Source organism: Sphingopyxis flava (assembly GCF_900168005.1).
Classification (GTDB): domain Bacteria; phylum Pseudomonadota; class Alphaproteobacteria; order Sphingomonadales; family Sphingomonadaceae; genus Sphingopyxis; species Sphingopyxis flava.
Map to the genome: position 1 here is coordinate 54,044 of NZ_FUYP01000011.1, position 18,990 is coordinate 73,033.

Consider the following 18,990-nt stretch of genomic DNA (forward strand, 5'->3'; position numbering starts at 1 on the left):
TTACTCCTCTGTGGTGACAATTGAGACACGCTGGGTTGACGACCCCAAGGTATCGGTGAAGCCTCGGGCCAAGGTGGCAGTGAAGGTGCGATCTCCCGTGCCTCCGGCATTGTCGGTGTAGGTAAAGTTGATGGTGTAGGACCTGACGAGCGTGGCCGTTCCCACTGAAGATCCAACCACAGGGCGAACGCCTGTAAATGTGCCGATCCCGCTCGTCGTTGAGGCGCTTTGGACATCGGAGAATGACCCACCTCCGATCTTACGGGCGAGAGTGACTGTGCTGCTCGCGACGGTTAGCGCCTTGGTTCCAGACCAGTTATTTCCGCCCGTATCTGATGCGTTGTAGGAGGCGGCGTCAGCATCGAAAGCATTACGGCCAGAGATATCGGCCGTATAATTCTTCACCTCGGTCTTTTGGTAGGTCCAGCTCACAGCCACCACGATGGGATTGCCGTTGGTGCCGAAGGGGCCGCAGGTTGCGACTTCGGTAGTCCCGAGGCCCGAAGTGCTACCGTCGTTCTTGAGCGTGCCGGCATGTAGTGTGCCACCGAAGTAGGAATCGCCGTTAGTCTTGGTATAGGTGATGGCGTTCGCCTCGGAGCAGAGGTTGAGTGCCATCTTGGGGCCGAACCATTCGATGAACTGGTTGCTCGTGCCGAAGCCCTTGCCGATCACCTTCATGTAGGTGCCGGTGTCGGCGATGATCTTGCCGTTATTGACATAGAGGTCGCCGTTAACGAGTGCACCGGCAGCGCTGACGCCGAAGACCACGCGCGGGGTGACACCCGGCATCGCGACCAGGAACTTGTCGGCCTGCACGATGAAATCGCCGCTAGTCCCATCATTGTTCTGGCTGAAACCAGTGATGTGGTTGTTCACGCTGAGCGTGACGCTGTAGCGGGTCGCGAGACCGTTGAGCGCGGTCTGCTGGGTGCTGATCGTCGCGCCCTGCGCTGAGACGGTGGTGTCGAGGCTCGCGAGCTGCGTCGTGTGCGTCGCCAGCGTCGAGGCTTGCGTCGAGACGGTCGCTTCCATCGGAGCGAGCACGGTCTGGTCACGGATCTCGGCAGGCGTGGCGGGCCGAACTCCACACTTGTGCCAAGTGATGTCGTTGGCGTTGGCAGTGGATCCAGCCGTAGACCAATGGGCCATGGCGTATAGAAAATAGCCGTGGGCCGTCGCGGCAGTTACCTTGACGAGCTTGGCGAACTTGTATGTTTTGCCGACCTCGCCGCTCCCGATCGGTGCGCCCGTGTTATTACCGGGGTCGGTCGCGAAGATGCACCGCAGGTCAGACTGGACCGCCGATCCCGCGCTGTTGGAGATGGCCATGTAGGCAGCGGCACCAGCCAAGGTTCCGCTGTTCAGGGTGATTTCCGCCTCAATGACAAAGTAGTCGCCCGGATTGACGAGGTTCGTCGTCGAGTGGCCCGAGAAGACCAGCCCCGTGTTGGCCCCCGGCGTGCCGGGCATTCGCAGAGAGTAGCCGCCGACGTTATCGTTGACTCTATACATGTTGGCCGAGCCCACCCAGTTGGTCCAACTGGTAGGAAGCTGCCCGACCGTCGCGCTTGGATAGTCGTCAAAGCCGGGGTTCTTATTGAGGAAGCCTTGCCCAATGCTCGCCGACAAGACGGCGCTCTGCTGAGCCGCAGCCGCTTGAGCTGTAGCTACAGCAGCCTGCGAAGTGGCAATGCCTGCCTGCGACGTCGCTTCGGACAGCGCCTTAACATCTTCGCCATAGAAGGCGTGGAGCCGCGCAACTGAGCCGGGATTCTGCGCCGTCCCGTTCTCTGTGCGGTTCATCAGGAGGTTTGGACGAATATACTTCGCCCCGGTAGTGGTAAGATTATAATCCGCATTCGCGTTATTGCGGCCGATTGTGACAGACATCGCTCCTCGTTCACCCGTCGCAAGATTGATGCGGCTAGGGTTGACCACGATGCTTGTTATCAAATCAAAATTTTCATCGAGGACACGAAGGTAGACCGAGGAGCACGTCTTGGCAGTTGCCGACGTAATCTGCTCGACATCAACGGTTAGACGGATGACGTCTCCATCCTTAATGGGGACGGCAGCTCGCATTGAGACGGTGTAACCGCCTGACGGCACGTCGATATATGCACGGCTTGCCGGGACCCATGAAGGATCAAGTGCGGACTGTGCGCTCGTCACCCCTCCAGCCAAACTGCCACCGAAAAGATCAGGGTTCATCGCCTTCGGCATCAGATCCGATAGGCTGTTGATCATCGTGGTCTTTGCCGACGCGGTAAGGGTCTCGTTGGCCGCTGCAGAAGCAGCCGACGACGTAGCCGATGCAGCTTGAGTGGTCGCGATACCGGCTTGGGTCTCGGCAGCAACGCTCTCGGTGACGTCCTCAATCTTGAGCTGGGAGAACCGACCGTTGGGGGTGCCGGCATTGAACCGGCCCATAGCGCGCAGATACACAACGCCCGCCGCAATCAGCGTATCGCCGTCAATCACGGCGGTCGACGTGGTCTGCCATGTGGTGGTGGAGGTCGCCGGAACCGTAACGACGGAGCCGCCGATATAACCATAGGACGCATTAAGAGCGATCGCATAGACGGCCATCGGTCGGGTAGAAGAGGACGTCTGATGCGTCGCACTGACCCGGTATTTGCGCCCCGGACGGACGGCAACGACGCCCTTTTGCGCGATGTCCTGAACAGAGGCTGTGGAAGTGGCCACTGCAACGCGACCAATCCCAGCGATTGTCTGGAAGGAGTAGACCCCCGATCCCGAGGCAGAGGGGAGACTGGATGGTGCACCGAGCCAACCGGCTCCCGTTCCTTCACAGAAAAATAGGCCGTCCTGCTCAAAGGTCGAAGGCAGCGTTTGAAGAGCAGCGGTCTCCGCTGCACCAGCATAGTCAGCCGAAAGAGTTGCGTTCGTCGAAGCGACAGCTGCATCCGCATCAGCGTCGGCTGCGCTACCTGCTGCTGCGGATGCAGATGCAGCTGCGTTAGCCTGTGCGGCCTGCGCTTCATTCTTTGCTGTCGTGGCGCTTGTAGCGCTGTTCCCGGCCTCGGTGGCCTTGGTCGTGGCAACCGAAGCTGACGATGCTGCCGCACTTGCCGAGCCTGCCGCTGCGGTGCTTTCAGTTACGTCGTCGCAGGTGATGTATTCGATCTGCTGGACCGCGCCTGCCGCTGAAATCGTATTGTAACCATTGAGCCCGACCATCAGCCGCCATTCGGTCGCGTTCGCATTCGCTCCTGTGCGTTTCGTGGTCGGCTCAAACTCGATCTCGCGCGTGACCCAACCATCGGCGACCGTGAGACCCGACCAAACCCCGACAGCAGAGTAACCCGTGCTAGCGCCGCTCGCATCGAGCATCGCCACCCAAAGATAATGCCCGTGCGGCTGCGTGGTCTGGTCTGAGGTAAGCCTTGTTCTGATACGGACACGAATTTTCTGGCCATCAATGAATGGCCGCGTCGAGCGCTCCGACATGACGACGTAGGCGTTCGAACACTGAAGGACTTTACCTACCCCGGTAACAGTCTCAATCGTTACCGCGCTGTTACCGACATCAACGTCATAATAGGTAGGGAGCTGAGCCTTGGTTTGAGCATAGCCAGCGACCCAATAACCCGGACCGTTTTGGAAATCGGACCGGAAGATCTGACGAGCGGTCGTTTCAGCGGCTGCCGCACTGTTTGCGGCAAGCGTTGCCTGGGAGGATGCCGTATTCGCCGAACCCAGCGCGTTCGATGCGCTCGTCGCCGCTTCGCTCGCCTTGGTAGTCGCCGTGCCTGCCGCTGTCTGCGCGGTGTTGGAGTGACCGGATGCAGCTGACGCAGCCGCTTCAGCATCACTCTCCGAGGCAGCTGCGCTGGCTTGCGAAACCGAGGCAGCCGAAGCGGAAGCGGCAGCATTTTCGCTCTCGGTGACGTCCTCAAGATAGAAGTTGTCGAACGCGAGGATCTGGCCAACAGTGTAACTATAGTTTGCGAAGATGATCATCGACACGCGCTTCGTGCCGACGTGGAAGCCGCCCGCACTCCAGACCGTTGTCGTCGCCGTGGCCCCGGTAATAACGTCCGAGACGAAGTCGCTCCAACCTTCGGGGAGCGCCTGAGCTACGGTCGCGTATTTAACACCCAGATACACGTCATCAGCGTCGCGGCACTGAATGCCAAGATAGTGAGTGGCACCGTGGTTCGAGGAAAATATGCGACCGCGTAGTCGGTATTTACGCGTGGGGTCGATCTCGAAGCGACCCGACATGAGATTGCGCCGGACGTCCGACGCGCAGACCAAGACGCCCGAGGCACCTTCATAGGTTTCTTCGTGCGTCGTCTGTAGAGGCGGAGGGTCAAGATCAGATGAACTGGCGTAGTTATACCAGCCGTTGAGCCCAGCACTGAAATCGCCATTCTTCGTGAGACCCCGCGTTGCCGCGTTGATTTGAGCCGTAAGCGCCGCCTCGCTTGCAGCTGACGCGCTGGATCCAGCTGCGGTCTGTGAGGCAGCTGCGGCAGTGGCCGAGTTGGCTGCCGCGTTCGCTGCGTCCTCCGCATCGTCCTTCGCGATCGAGGCGTTGTTTGCAGCCGTGCTCGCGGACGTAGCGAAGTTGCCCGCCTCAGCGGCCTTGGTGGTAGCGACTGAAGCTGACGATGCAGCTGCTGATGCTGCCGTCTCAGCGTCATCCTTGGCTGCAGCGGCAAGCGTCGCCTGCGACGACGCCGTATTCTTGAAGCCTTCCGCATCGGAAGCGGAGGTCGCGGCTTGTCCGGCGCTGGTCGATGCCTCGCCCGCCTTCGTGGTGGCCGTGTTTGCAGAGCTGCTTGCGGAAGCGGCGAAGTCCCCGGCGTCCGAAGCGCTCGCTGCGGCATTGGACGCAGACGTGGATGCAGCCGAAGCGGATGTGGCAGCGTTTTCGCTCTCGGTGACGTCTTCGACATAGAGATAGTCGAAGGCGACGGTCGCCACCGCCGCGCCGGTATTGGTCAGCGCATAGGGGACCATCTGCGGCGCCCCGTTGATCACGGTTGCATTGTCGATGAGGATGTCACCCTCGATCCACGTATTGAGCGCGGCGGCGTTCGCGTTGACCAAGTGGGTAAAGGCGACATGAGCCCCCGCCGCGTCCTTCGTCGCGATACCGATCAGAGTGCTGTTCGCAGCCGTGATGCGGAATCGATAGCGCAGGCGATATTCGCGGCCAGCCTGCACCTGTGCGGGACTGCCGCGCATATCGCGTCGCGCGTTGCTGGCGTTGAGGGCGACATTCGCCGCGCCATTCCAGTTGGTCGCGGCGGCCATAAGCGTGGGCGATGTGTCCGAGAGGTTCGCGGTATAGGCGTTGAACCAGCCGCTCACGCCCTCACTGAAGTCCGCGTTCGGCGTCATGCCCTTGGTTGCCGCCTTGACCGCTGCGGTGACCGAACTGGTCTGCGCGGCCGTCGCGGCATTCTCAGCGGCGGCTTGGTTCGCGGCCGCGTCGGATTGCGCCGTCTGCGCGGCATTCCGGGCCGCGACAGCATCGTCTTCGGCCTGCTGGGCGTTCGCGGCTGCCAGCGCCGCCGCGTCCGCACTTGCAGCGGCGCTAGCGGTATCGCCATAAGTCGCGATTAAGTTGTCGATGTCAGTCTGCGCTGTGGAGATCGCACCGAGGACGTCTTCTGACAGAACCCCACCGACTTTGAACGTGTCGGCCGAGATGCCCTCGGAAGTGATAATATCGCCGTCGCCGAGAGGGTTGCCCTCAGAGTCCTTGAGGTTGTCTCCCGCTGTAGCGCCATCTGTCGCCCCCGGTTCGGCTGGCCTCAAGTCGTCGACCGGTGTGCCATCACCGTAGTAGCCCGGCTGCAGGGCCTCATCGATCACTTTGGAGACCACCACCGGCTCCGAGGTTCGACGCATCCGGTCGACCGCAGTGATGCGGAACTCCCAATTGCCGAACTGGGGATTGATGATCTCGATAGAGGTCAGGCTCGTGAGCGCACTGATTTGCACCCACTCGGCGCCGTTGACGCGATACTCTGTGCGGTAACCGGCCAGCATGGCAGCGCCGGGCCGATCCCAGTTCACATTCAAGGCCAGGTTCTGCTTATAGTCGCTGACAAAGCCTTGCGTCGTGATGGTCGCGTTGAGGACCGGAGGGACTACGACGTCGATGGGCGGGACGTATCCTTCCTCCGCCACACCTGAGTCAGAAGCGTCCCACTTGCCGGTGTCGATCTCGATTGCCGAGATTGACACCATTTCCCCGTCGATCGACATATTCGTGACGCGGTACTGTTTCGGCAGCGCAGGGAGCCCGTCAGCCGAAAGCGCAATGTTCGCGTTTGGGGCCACGCTTGTCGGCAGAGCGGACGACAGGTAGATGGTGGTGACGTTGCCGCGATGGGCCGCGTCGTTCGTGATGGACACCGTCTGCGTGACAGTAGGCAGAGAAACATTCTCGCCCTGCGGGTCGACGTCGGCGTCCGGCGCGTAGTCCGGATTTGGCACCGTGAATGACACTGAGTACGCGACGCCGAGCTCGAGCCGCAGCGGGTCGCGAACGGTAATGCTCATTCGGTCCGACGCAATGGACACGATGCGCCCGGTTGCGCGCGTGTTTTCATCGGAATCGAGGAGAGTACCGAGATCGTTATCGGCAATAAGAATCGTAGATAGCGGGCGCACCATCCGCCCCCGGCGGTTGGTGGTAAAGTTGACCGCACGGGTTTCCCTTGTGGCGACCCGGAGCCGCATAATTGCGCGGCGGAGAGCTTCCTGACGGCCGGTGCAACCGATCGCGACAATCGTCGTAGGCTTGCGCCCAAAGCGCGCAATGTGCGCGGAGTCCACAACCCGCACACGATCCTCGCGATAGCCGAATTCCTTATTGCGGAAGACCATCGTGATGTCGTTGAAACGGGTGTCGACGTCGGTGTGTGAGTAGCTGAACTCTCCGTTGATCGCCTCGAGCGTAAACAGGTCGACCGGCACCTCCGGCTTATCGACCTTCATCCTCCACTCGCCGCCATTCTCCTCCCAGGCGAGCGCGCCGACCGCGCCCGCGAGATAGGGCACGAACTCGCTCGCCTTCTGGGGCTCGTTAATGGCGATGTTCAGCGACGATCGGGGCTCAGTGCCTCCAGCGCCATCGGGCACAAGTTCCGAGAACCATTTGCTGGCCTCAAGCGCGTCCCACTTATTGAGATGCGCCCCCGGAGAGAGGGAAGCCATACCGTGAGTGCTGTTCGAGATCAGCCCATTGATGTTCCATGCCGGGTCAGTCGTGAAAGCCTGCGCCCAGCTGCCGTCCCAGATCTCGCCGGTGTATTCGCGCGTCTCGGGATCGAAGACTCCCGAGGGCGGCACCGGCACGATGAGCGTGTCATATTCGCCCTCGACCGCGGGCACGCCCGTGAGCTGGTCCGACGCTTTACCGTAGAGCTGCAACCATGAAAGCCCGCGCCACGGCTCTGTGACCCCCAGCTTAGTGTTGTAGCCTGCGGACACCGACTCCCAAGTCAGCATGCGCTTCTCGAAATTCGGATCGGCTTCGACGCTCTCCTTCTCGATGAGCCGACACCGGACGTCCCAGCCTACATTCTCATAGGCACCCTCATTGGGGACCACGATGCGCAGCTCATGAACCGCGGGGCTGCTGGTCTTCCCGTAGATCCTAAAGTAGCCGTTGTTGGTCTCCGGCTTATAATACCCCCCGCCATCGAACACGATGCGTGGGATAAGAAGCCGTCCCCCCGCCATCGGTATGGTCGAGCCCGCCTCTTCGTAAGTTTGCGACGGGACCCCGAGCATGGGCGAGATCCAGTTGGTTGCGCCGATTGGCTTAAGCTGGATCTCAATGTTTGCGCTGTGCTCGTAGATCCCCTTCTTGTCCTGACGATAGAGCTGGCTGCAAACAATTCGCAGATCGAGGAAGTCAGCGCCGAGATTGTTAACCGTCCGCGTCACCCATGGGCCGGGGCCGCTGGCGTTGGTGTTTGACAGCGCGAGATTGACGTTGACCGGAGAGCCACCCGCGCCGAGCCGGAGATCGACCTTCTGGGGGAAATTTGCAGGGTTGCCGTCCGCGAAGATCGCGACGAAGTTCTCGAAATTGAGCTTACCGCTCTCGTCCTCGAGCGGCGTGCCGTCGATCTTGAGGGATTTCAGACCTCGAGTCAGGCCCTTGATGGGGCCGGCGCAGAGACCGAGCAGCCCCTCGAAAGTATCTGTCGAACGCAGCGTGTCGGGCCGCTGTTTGAAGCTGCCGCCACCACCACCTTTTGCACCAAAGAACCCGGTCATGTTCGGGTGACTAAGGGTGGTTGAGGCTGGTGGTTAGGCGGCGGGGGGAATTAGTCCCCTAGCTGTTCAACGCCGCACCGTAGGCGGGCAATTTCCCCATATTCGCGATCGTAGACGATAGCCTTGAGATCACGACCGGAGCGGTAACCGTGATGGGTATGCCATGCGTCTGTCGACGCGAGGGTTCGGTGTGTCTCAACCGTGCAGCCGACCATGTCCTTGACCTGATCGTGATGGAAGTGACCACAGTGCCAGACACGGAAGTCGCTGGCGGCCCAGTCGTCTTTGACGTCGCGGGCCATGATGAGGGGTAGATCCGTCAGCTTAGCGCCGTCGCCGTGAGTGGACCCTATGAGCGTCTTGCCGAAGCGAAAATAGAAGAAGCTCGACGGGCTCTCGTCGATGACCACCCGGGGGTTGTCGTGGTACCGCGCTGCAAGGCAAATCGACAGCATCGCTGCCTGGTGCGGGTCGTGATTGCCCGGGTTGTTGCGAACGATCACCTTCTGGTGCTTCTCGAGAAGACGCTCAATGCACCTAATGAGAGCTCGGACCCCCGTCCTTGCGATCTCCTGAAAACGGCCATCGACATCGAGATCTGCACCGGAGCGCGGTGTCCGGTTGGTCCCGTTGTCAGCGTGGAAATAGTCGCCGAGATTGAGCAGGAGCGCGGTGTGGCTCGAAGGCGTGCGGGCGGAGATGCGGTCAACCGCGGCGAACGTCAGGCGCTCGGCTGTGGCCAGATCGAAGTTGGTCCCGGTTTCTGCAGCCCACGCGCGCATGCCAAAATGAGGGTCGCCTAGCGGCAGAACCGTGAGCAAGCGCTCGTCGTAGAAGCTCGGAGCCGGAATCGGTGGCAGCGGGGTGACCTCCCCGGACATCGCCTCGACCGCGGCGCGGAGCAATTCTTCGCGACGCTCATGGTCGGTCGTCGATTTGACCCACTGGCCGGTGAGCTCGCCGTCTCGGTTGTAATAGGACGAGACCCCCTTCACCCGGAAGCCATCGGGTACGACATGGGTCATATCGTGTTCCGGTGAATAGCCCTTGGATGCCGCCTTGTCCTGCAGCGCCTTGATGCACCGAGAGACGGTGGCCTTGTTGACCCCCAGCTCCTTTGCAGCCTTACGGCAACTCCCGAAGCGCAGGACTGCATCAAGGTAACGAGCTTGGGCGGGGCTCGCGAAGCGAGCGAGTTCGGGGGAGATGTCCATTATGTGGGGGTCGCCGGATAAACGCCAAAGGAAAGCTTGTCGGCATCAGACTGAAGGCTGAGCCAGTGACCCGACAGGTTGATGCGGCCGCAAGCCAACGTGATCGGAGTGCCCTGCGCGGTCGTGTTCTGAGAGATCCCGAGGTATTTCGATGCCGGCGGGTCCTCTGCTTTGGATATCGTCGGAGCCTTCATGAACAGGCCGACAACGCCCTGAACAACCATAAGAGCACCGCTAACAAACAGGCTGCTGGTGAGGGCACTCGCAAACACACCCGCGGCCGGTGCAAAGACAACGGCCGCAGCGATCATCAGGCCGCCGAGAATGATCCCGAAGAATTTGCCGCCCCCGCCGTACATCGACGGGACAATGTGAACCTCGTCGACATCCGAAGGGGCGAACAGGGCCTCGTCTGTGTCGTATCCGACGACCTCTACGGTCAGATGAGGCGGAAGGTTGGTGACCTGAGACGCGACACCCTCGAGGGCATCCGCCACTGTGCGCGCGTTCATATTGACAGACGCGGGGAAATATTCGCGAAGCGATCCGTGGAAGACGAGCCTCATTTCTTCAGGACCAGTCCATTGTCGATCACGAAGGATTCAACCGTGGGGGTACCGCGAAGCTCCCCTACGATGTGATGCTCGAGATGTGGCCAGCTCAGAAACCCAGCATAGTCTTCCTGGCTGAGGTTCGGGTCTCCACCGGGATGGGTGTGCCAAGTGCCAACGAGATCGGGGTTGTCGACGTGTTCGAGAATTTGCTTCGGGTCCATCCGGAACCCGCGCTCGGGCTCGGAATGGACATTGTCGATTTCAACGATGGAGCCGTCGCGGAAGATAAAACCGCACCGCTCGACAGTGTGTCCCTCGAGATAAAGGTCAATCAGTGGTTGCATAACGGGCTCGCAGAAGTTCTTCGATGGTGACATCCGGATAGGTGGGGCGAAGGTCGGGAACGTCAGGGTGACGAAGGACGTAGCAGGTCAGGTTCCGCCAGAAATCGCGGTATTCCTCGCACACGGAGAGACGGTTGGCCGGGTGGTGAAGGATCTTTCCCTCACCGACGAAAATGGCCATGTGATTTGCGTTGCCCTCGCCAATCGCCATGCAGAGGACGTCGCCGGGGCGGAGGTCCTTGGGCTTCCAGGACGTGATCATCTCGAAGCCCTCGCGCTCATAACAGGCGCGAATGAGATCGATTGTGGAGCTTTCCCAGTCGTTGGGGCGCGCGTAATCCGTGATGCTGATTCCAAATTCCTCAGCATAATACTTACGGAAGAGCCCGAGGCAGTCATTGCTGCCCATACGAAAGGGGATGCCCTCGTAATCCGTCATTGGACGAACACCGAGGGGAAGTCGGGAGAGTAATACTGCTTAAATGGCAGCGAGAAGTTCAGCCCGTCCGCTTGCCGTGCGAGCACGAAGCCAATCTGGGAGCGGGAGTACCCGGGGATGCGCTTGATCCGGTACTCCTGAGTCTCGAGGATAAGGCGGTTATTAAGGAGGTCGTCGAGGAGAATGCGGTGCCGGATCACGACACCTCCATCCATGGAACCGTCGAAGAGCAACGGTTTGATCGCGATCAGCGAAATGTTCTCGTCACCGATGGTGAGAGTCGGCTGCGACACAGTGCCATCGGAACTATAGCTCTCGCCCTCGAATTTGAGGGGGAGCCCCTCATAGAGGTTGCCTCGATAGGTGACAGAGTTGTCCGCCTTGATACGGATTGTGCCGACGCCCTCTGAAGGGCTGAGCTCATAGAGATAGACTTCTCCGTCTGCCTGAAGCAGATGGGCATCGGCGATATGCTCGGATGGGATAGTCGTCATTGCACGAAGGACTTAGGTCCGTCGCGCAATGACGACGATAAGCGGGGGGGAATTAGCCTCCCTGAGCGATGCTCTTGATGAGCTTCTTCGTACCGCTTTCCTTCAGCATCTCATTAGTCATGACGGCGATCACGTCGTTCGGACCGAGCTGAGGTTTCTCCTCTGGTGCCACAACCCACACGTTCGTTTCCATGCGCGAGGGACGAAGCGGAATAACATTAACACCCATACCCTGAAGAGCTTGAGCACCCCGCTTGTTGAGGTCGCGCATGAAGTCGACCCCGACGCTGTCAACCGCCGCTTTACGTGTGACGAACTCGCCGCGAGCAAGCTTGGTGGCCACGCTGTCGCGGTTGGGCACGCCCTCAGTGACGAGCCCACCCTCGGCGCGACCGACCAGACCCCCGTTGAAGAACGGCGCGTGGCCGCCAAATGTCGCGTTCCCGCCACTACCGCCTCCGGACGGCGCTGACCCGCCAAGGAGCGAAGCCCCGACCTTCAGCAGCATACCGAAAATCTCGTTGGCTAGCGCCTTGGCCGCCATTTCCTGAAGAACGCGGATGACGGACAGCGCAAAGTTCCGCAGATTATTAAGGACCTGATCCGGCTTCGTCAGCATATCCGTGAAAAAGTTCGTGAACGCCCCGTGCACCTGCTCGATGGCACCACCAAGGTCATTGATGATGCTTTCTTTCATCGTCCGGTTCAGGCCGGTCACGCGCGCGTAGGCCGCGGCGGCCTGATTGAATGCCTCGCCAATCGTGAGAGGAATTTCTGAGGCGCCGTCCAGGCTTAGCTTGAGCGCGTCACTCTCGGTGCGCAGTTGGAACAGCTCTTGCTGCGTCGCGTACGCAGCGTCCTGAAGCTCCTTGAGGCTCTTCCCGGCGAACCGCTCAACGGCAGCCCTGGTCTCGGCGCTCACGACAATCTCGTCGTCTGAGCCGCTTGATCCCAGCGCTTCCAAAGGCGATTTGCGGGAGGCAATCGCCATCTCATAATCCCGGAGTGCCTGCTCTCGCGCCGCGATTTGCGTGCCGTAGGATGTCAGTCGCCCGCGGGCGGCACTCTCTTCCAGCTGCTGCTTACGGAACTCGGCATTCTCCCGGACATAGTCCGGCACACGACCGACCATATCGGTGCGATTGAGCCGCTGGATACGAGCGTCCGCCATGGCGAGGCCGTACTCAAATGGCCGCATGTGCTCTTCAGCCAGCCGATCAGCGATCTCGAGGCTGTTTTCGACCATCGCGATAATCGCGTCAGCGAGCTTTTGCTCCGTCTCTTCCTTCCGGTTCTGGATCTGCTCGCTGATCTCACGCCGATAGGTGTCGGCCGCCTCACCGGTCAGGCCCTTCTCCTTGATCTCGGCCTCGATCAGCTTCTGGCGCTCCTCGATCCAAAGCTCGAGTTGCTTGTCGATCTCGGCCGCACCCTCGAGGAACTGGTCGAGGTTCAGGGGCTCGGAATTGTCCTCGATCGCCTGCTTGAGATCCATGTCGACGGTCTTGAGCGCCGCCTGCGAGACGAACTTGTCACCGCGCAGGCGCCGGCGCGCTTCACGAGCGGCGGCGCGCTGCGAGGCCTTCGCGACGCGCTCTCCTTCCTTCAACTCCTTGAGAGACGGCTTCGTCGCTGCTTCGGCCTGCGCGGCCAGACCGTCGAGGTAGGTGGCCTGCTCGAGCATACCACGGCGCATGCCCTCTGTGGGGGCGTTCGCCGCGTCCCTGCGGATTTGTGCCGCTGCCGCTGCTGTCTTCTGTGCGACGTCAGTGTAATAGCGCTTCTGTTCGCTGTCTGTGCGCCCGGTCGTGTTGGCGTTCGCTCGCTGGAGTCCCGCTGAGATGACCGAGCCACTCTCCGTGATCGATTGGCCCGAGTTGCTGAGGAAGTAGTCCACTTTCTCAGCGTCACGCTTTACCGACCCGTACTGCTGGGTTGTGGACGCAAGTTTACCTGCCGCGCCGATAAACCTCCGCGCAGAGTCGCGGTGGCGGGGGTCCAGCTTGGACTCGGTATAGTCTGAAAGCGCCTGGTTAGCCCGGAAACGGTCAGCATATGACCCGTTTGCCATAGCAGAGGTTAGTTGCTTACGGAGACGCTGGAATTGGGGATCGTTAATCCGGTTCAGACCGCGGTCCGCCGACACATACTGGTTGCGCTGGAGGTCATACTGCGAAGCCAACTGGTTCTTCTGGATCCCCAGCTGCTGCCCCTGAAACGCGAGAACCTCGGCACGATATTGCCGTAGTGCGTTGAGCGCGCCCTGGAAGCTCTGAACATTGCTCATGAGCTTTTCTGACAGCCCATCGAAGCGCTGGCCGAGCTGAAGCAACTCCGCGCTCAGAGCCGCGCTATTGTCGGTCAGCGTGTCTTGCTGGACAAGCAGACGAGCAATCGCTTCGTCGACGGCGCCTAGCCGGACGTTGTTAGCCGCCAACGTCTCGTTCGTGTTCGAAATCTTGGTTTCGAGATCTTCTTGGGACTGCGCAACTGCATAAATGCCCGCAGAGCGGTTCACCGACTCCTCAAAGGCCGCGCGCTGAGCAAGCGCATAGGCCTTATCCTCGTCGCCCGCTTGCTGCGCGGCCAGAGCCTGTTCTTTCAGGGAGGCAACGAGGTCACGCCGCGCCTGCACCTCTTGGGCGATCCTGTCATTGGTCTCGCCCGCACGCTCGAGGTAGTCGTTGATCCCCTTAACAATTTCCGCGAAACTGTCCGCAATCTTCTTGTTTCCGTCATCAGCGCGGTCAGCGATGATGTTCTTGAAGCGCTGCCACTGCGCGCTGAATGAACCCAGCGACTTCTCGGCCGCCTCGGCCGCCGTGCCTTGCTGTAGCATGGCCAAATTGAGGTCATCCATCACGTCGAGGTTCTGGCTGAGCACCAGATACGCCGCGGCCGCACGGATTTCGAGGCTGCCATATGCCTGCGCGGCTCCGAAGCCGGCGTTGCGCAGGGTCTCCATGACCGGGCGGAGGCCGCGCGTGCGAACGTCGACATCACCCAAGGTCAGTCCGAGGTCCGAAAGCTGCTTCTTCAGTTTCTCCGACGGATCGAGGAGATCGGTCAGGAAGGTGCGCAGGCCGGTACCAGCTGTGGAGCCGCTACGGACACCCGCCTGCGAGAGCGCGCCAACCGAGGCCAGCACGTCGTTGAGCGAGATGCCGACGTCGTGTGCAGTCGCACCGAGATACGACACAGCGAGACCTGCCTGCTGGACGGTCAGTCGGCTGCGGTTCAGAGCCGAAGTCATCACGTCCGCAACGCGCTCGGCCTCGCTGGACTGGAGACCGAAGCCGCCAATGCTGGCCGTGATGAGATCGGTGCTCTCTTTGATGCTGGCGCCCGAGGCTGCAGCAAGCTCGGTCACCGCCTTCAGCGACTTTTCCATCTCACTGGTGGAGAAACCCGCCTGCGCCAACTGCTGGGCGGCTTCAGTGATCTCTAGCGTCGAGAACTTCGAGTTCGTGCCGATATCGAGGATCGTATCGCGCAGATGCGTCATCTGACCATCAGTGGCGGCGGACACTGCCTGCAGGTTGGCAAGGGCGTCGTCGAATTCGAAGACGAAGCGCACGCCATCTCGAAAAGTGTTGAAGAGCCCGTAGGCGGCCATAGCCGCGGCGCCGTAGACCGAAGTGCGAGCGAAGGCCGCCGCGCCGTAGCCAGGCGATAGAATCGTGCTGACTGGGCCACGCTGGGCTTGGGCCTGCTGGGTCTTCTTCGCCGCTCGGGCAGCCTGAGCGGCCTCCGCCGCTTGCGCGGCGGCGCTTTGTTTCAGTTCGGCCTGAAGTTTATTGTGGAGAGCGATGCTTTCAACAAGCTCGCGGTTATAGCGCTCATAGTCCGCAACCGCCTTGGAGAGCTCGGCCTGACCCGCCTTGCTGGCAAGTGCGGCATTGAGACGCTCCTTGGCGTTGGCAGCACGCAGGGTCGCCTGGGCCAGCTTCTCCGCCGCCCCTGCGGTGGTGACGCCGTCGGGAATTGCCAACCGTCCCGCTTCGCGCCGGAGCCGTCCTTCTTGCTGGAATCGCGTCTCGTTGGTGTACTGACGGGCCTTCGAAATCAACTGGTCGTAAGCCTGCCCCTGTCGACGAAGGTCAGCGTCGACACGACGCACGTCAGCGCCGTAGCGGGCCATCGCGTCACGGAGCTGGTTCAGTTCGGTCGTGAAATTGGTGCGCCGGCCATCCCGCAGAGAACGGAACAGTGCCGCCTGCGCCTCGGCGACCTGCCGCTGCTGAGCCGCGAAGTCGCCGCCGTTCTGGCGAGCCTTGGTGTTCAAATTGGTCAGAGAGCGATCGACTGAACGGAGCTCACGATCAATCGCACGCAGATCGTCTTGCGCCCGCAGGAGCTTGCGCTTCGGAAGGAAGTCCTGCTGGCCAAGTCCGGCCATTTTCTTTGTGAGATCATTAATGCGAGCGCCGACCGCCTCGACTGCGTTACCTGCGCTCCTGACTGTGCCAGCAAAACGCGCCGCGGCCTCGGTGCTCTTACCAAACTGCTGAGCCTGCGTGAGCTGGCGGACACCCCCGGCGCCCGCGTACATCGATTTCTCCAGCGTCGACAGCTGAGACATCGCCTGTTGCAGGCTCTTTACGCTCTGGTTGAGCTTTCGGTCAAAGTTCTTGACACCGGAATCCGCCGAAGACGAGATCTGGTTGACCGCCGCCAGCGCCTTCTCGATCTTGGCCTGGATAAGATCCATCGCCTTCGAAACGTCTGCCCCTTGTGCGAGCAGTTCGACGTCAACCGTTTGCGTGTTCGTGGGGTCGGCCATTCTCCTCCGATGCCCTTATGGGGAGGAGAGACAAGTTGACGGGGGGAATTAGGTATGGGAGAATCTGGAGCTATGGAGATCAACGCTATTTCGAAAGGCGCCTGGGGGGCACTGGCGATCATCGCTTTGGGTATCGGCCTGCTGATTGCGTACGAGAGCGCAACAGGTGCCCCCCAGGCTCGGGCGCAAGAAGCTTACGTCGCAGCGATCGCCAAGGTGAAATCCCGGAACCCGGATATCCCCGACATCGACGCGAAGCTCATAGCCGTCGGTGAGACCCCCGGCGGTGACTGCAACCTATTGCGCCCCACGCAATCTGACATTGAGTCCTACGCGACAAGGACAAGCATCCCGGTAGGGCGCGTCCCGGGATTTCTCCGCGAGACGTGCCTGAAGTCGTTTTCTCCCCTCACCCCGGAGGAGCGACAGGCACGGCGAATTCGGGAGGAACAGCGGGCTGAGGATATTCGGTCTCTTCGGAAGCACGCCTGGTGTGCCGAAAACGACATCGACTGTAGTCGGCTTTAGGGTCAGGAATAGCCCGGGTTGCTCTCGATTAGCTGAATTTCGACAGCCCCGATCACACCGCCGCTATTGGGAATGCCAGCCGGGACCGTGACCGCCGCGGCGAACTTCACCACGAGAAGCCCAATGTGCGGATGCTCCCAGTTAAACTCTCGCCAGCGTTGGTGTGCCGCGTAGAATTGCTCGAGCCGGTGGGCGTTATGCTGTGGGTCCGTGTCAGGGTCGTACAGACCGTTTGCGTGCAGATACCACTTGAGACCGTGAAGGTTCACCTTGAATTTTCGCCGGTACGGCACTGAGGGCTTAGCTGAGAACTCCCACCCGTTCATGGACGTGACCGCCACGGGTTCGGGCGGAACGGTTTCAGGCACCAATGTGCCCGTGCAGAACTCAAAGGTCTCAAGCGCCATGCTGAGCCTTTATTCCCCGTCGCGCCGAGGACGCATACGAGAGGGTGAATTAAAAGAGACCCCGAAGCTTTCGCTTCGGGGTCTCCCCACCGCCAGCCGAAGAATCAGGCGCCGATATAAATATCGAAGAAGGCGCTCGTGCCGATATCAGCAAGACGATCGGTCGCCTCCGACGTCGACATGAGAAGCGGCATCAGTTCCCAAGGCATTCCGCCGTACTCGGTTTCCGAGAAGGAGAGCGAAAAGCCCTTCGAGACGCGGACCTTGGGCAGAACCACCGTGACCGGTCGATCGTACGAGTCCAGGGTGCCCGTAATTTTGACGCCGAAGAGATCATCCTGATCGATGTTCGGACGCAGGACGGGCAGAACCCAGACTTGTGACCCTACCGGGAAGCTCATGCCAGCCGGGATGGCGTAGTTCGCCGCGATCGGAACCGTCCACGGCGACTCCGTGCCGGTGGCCGCACCGCTCGACTTGGTCGGGAAGACGTAGTCCTGATTGGGCGCAGGGCGCTGTACCAGAATAGTCGAACCCGACGGGATGTCACCGAGGGCAGTGATAGCCGAACCAGCCTCGCCCGGAACAGGGTTGCTGCCCAGAATCAGTTGAGTGGCCTCAGCAGCTGCTTCAGTGGTGAGAACGCCACGCTTCAGAGCTCCAATAGTGCCCGACATCGCCAGCGAGCGCGCGACGTTCTCGGCAGTAAATTCATAGGAGGTGAACGAGATCGTCGGCTGGACGCTGGTGCGCCGCGACGCCACAGTTGCCTGCGAGACACCGTTGGTCAGCGAGATCATCGAGCTGTCGAGGGGCACGGCCACCTCTTTCACCATGCCCACGCTGTGGGCATCAGGCGTGAGGGCGTAAACGTCGGTGGTGAATGCGGGCGCCATCATCACGGTGGCGCTCGAGAGCATGAATGCGGATTTCTTTACGGCTGCCACAGGAGGGCTCCTTCTTCGCGATAAAACTCGGAAGGAACAGTGGCGCCCGTGCCCCGACTATGGAATCTTCGCCTCCTGCACCGCCCTCAACCAACCCGGGCCAATGACTTAATCATCGCGATGTCACCTTCGAGTGACCCCGTATTGATCTTGCTGACCTCTTCCTCTTGCTTCTTGCCCCCCAGCACTGCCGAGACAATCTCAGCGAAGCCGGCGTAAGTGCAGAGCTGAAGTGAGGATAACTCGCCGTACTTCAGCTGAACCTTTTTCGAGAGCTCCCAATAGGAGAGCGTCCAGTAGAGCTCTTCAAGGTCGCCTTCGACTAGTCCGAAGGCCCAGCAGACCGCGTCGTCGAAGCTGAGGCTGGAGAACCAGCCGTAGAGGGGTTCGATAGCCCCAACGCGTTCCCGAACTCCTTCGCTTGGCGGGACGTGGTGCCCGCCGAGGTGCCGAAAAAATACAGGAGATGCTCCATGACCCATTCGAGGAGACGGAGCACTTCGGACGGGTCAATCTCGTCGATCTCTTCAACCGAGATGAGCTCCTCCTCCGACGTCACGACACCCTTCTTCTCCGTCAGGGCGCGGCGCACGATGTAATCTCGGATGCTGGGATCGCTCACCACATCATTGATCGCAGTGCTGAAGTCCGGAACAAGGCGCTGGATGTCCTGGCTCAGACCATAGGTCCACTTGATCTTGCGAGCATCCCCGCCGATCTTGATTTCGATTGATAGTTCAGGCCGCTGCACGTTCGATCTCCGTATTTACGAGCCGCTGAAGCAGGCTCATCAGGCTTTCCCGTTCACCCAGCCCAAGAAGAATGAGCCGGTTAACAGTCGCGTTGACATCGGTGCCTTCGGATTGGGCTATCTGTCCGAGCCGGAGATACAGGTCGATTGGTACTCGAACCGTGAAACTGCGCTTTTCGGGGTTCATTGGACCTCGCGGTGGTTGTCGGTGGTGGCGCAGGTCTATGTCTGTGATCCGGGTTGGGCCATTCTCGG

Annotated in this window: 12 protein-coding genes; 1 reads left to right on the top strand and 11 read right to left on the bottom strand. The window is 60.6% G+C overall.

What is annotated here, in order from left to right:
• From B5X69_RS10555 to B5X69_RS10585, 7 genes are all read right to left on the bottom strand, one after another.
• Entirely contained in the window at positions 1-8,274 is an 8,274-nt protein-coding gene (locus tag B5X69_RS10555) for a phage tail protein (RefSeq protein WP_079638662.1), read from the bottom strand.
• Between the two features lie 50 nt (positions 8,275-8,324).
• A complete protein-coding gene (locus B5X69_RS10560; protein WP_079638663.1) occupies positions 8,325-9,488 on the bottom strand; it encodes a helix-turn-helix domain-containing protein in 1,164 nt (387 codons plus the stop codon).
• A complete protein-coding gene (locus B5X69_RS10565) occupies positions 9,488-9,985 on the bottom strand; it encodes a tail assembly protein (RefSeq protein ID WP_139375743.1) in 498 nt (165 codons plus the stop codon). Before B5X69_RS10565 ends, B5X69_RS10560 begins: the two co-directional genes overlap by 1 nt.
• Before the next feature lie 65 nt (positions 9,986-10,050).
• A complete protein-coding gene (locus B5X69_RS10570) occupies positions 10,051-10,386 on the bottom strand; it encodes a Mov34/MPN/PAD-1 family protein (RefSeq protein WP_176141567.1) in 336 nt (111 codons plus the stop codon).
• Entirely contained in the window at positions 10,370-10,825 is a 456-nt protein-coding gene (locus B5X69_RS10575; protein WP_079638666.1) for an NlpC/P60 family protein, read from the bottom strand. Before B5X69_RS10575 ends, B5X69_RS10570 begins: the two co-directional genes overlap by 17 nt.
• Positions 10,822-11,319, bottom strand: a complete 498-nt coding sequence (locus B5X69_RS10580; protein WP_079638667.1) for a phage minor tail protein L — start codon at positions 11,317-11,319, stop codon at positions 10,822-10,824. Before B5X69_RS10580 ends, B5X69_RS10575 begins: the two co-directional genes overlap by 4 nt.
• A gap of 52 nt (positions 11,320-11,371) precedes the next feature.
• The gene (locus B5X69_RS10585; protein ID WP_079638668.1) at positions 11,372-16,102 is read right to left on the bottom strand and encodes a phage tail tape measure protein; all 4,731 of its coding nucleotides are present in this window, start codon (positions 16,100-16,102) and stop codon (positions 11,372-11,374) included.
• Between the two features lie 72 nt (positions 16,103-16,174).
• Between B5X69_RS10585 and B5X69_RS10590 the strand changes: the two genes are divergently transcribed.
• Positions 16,175-16,630, top strand: coding sequence for a hypothetical protein (locus tag B5X69_RS10590; RefSeq protein WP_079638669.1), 456 nt, complete (start codon positions 16,175-16,177; stop codon positions 16,628-16,630).
• Positions 16,631-16,632: 2 nt separating this feature from the next.
• Here the strand turns inward: B5X69_RS10590 and B5X69_RS10595 are convergent, their stop codons facing one another.
• From B5X69_RS10595 to B5X69_RS10610, 4 genes are all read right to left on the bottom strand, one after another.
• Positions 16,633-17,037: a hypothetical protein gene (locus tag B5X69_RS10595; RefSeq protein WP_079638670.1), complete on the bottom strand. Its 405-nt coding sequence runs from the start codon at positions 17,035-17,037 to the stop codon at positions 16,633-16,635.
• 104 nt (positions 17,038-17,141) lie between these two features.
• A complete protein-coding gene (locus B5X69_RS10600; protein WP_139375744.1) occupies positions 17,142-17,984 on the bottom strand; it encodes a hypothetical protein in 843 nt (280 codons plus the stop codon).
• Positions 17,985-18,306: 322 nt separating this feature from the next.
• Positions 18,307-18,735: a hypothetical protein gene (locus B5X69_RS10605; protein ID WP_079638672.1), complete on the bottom strand. Its 429-nt coding sequence runs from the start codon at positions 18,733-18,735 to the stop codon at positions 18,307-18,309.
• Complete coding sequence (locus B5X69_RS10610) at positions 18,722-18,922, bottom strand: hypothetical protein (RefSeq protein WP_079638673.1); 201 nt, start codon at positions 18,920-18,922, stop codon at positions 18,722-18,724. Before B5X69_RS10610 ends, B5X69_RS10605 begins: the two co-directional genes overlap by 14 nt.
• Positions 18,923-18,990: the final 68 nt, after the last annotated feature.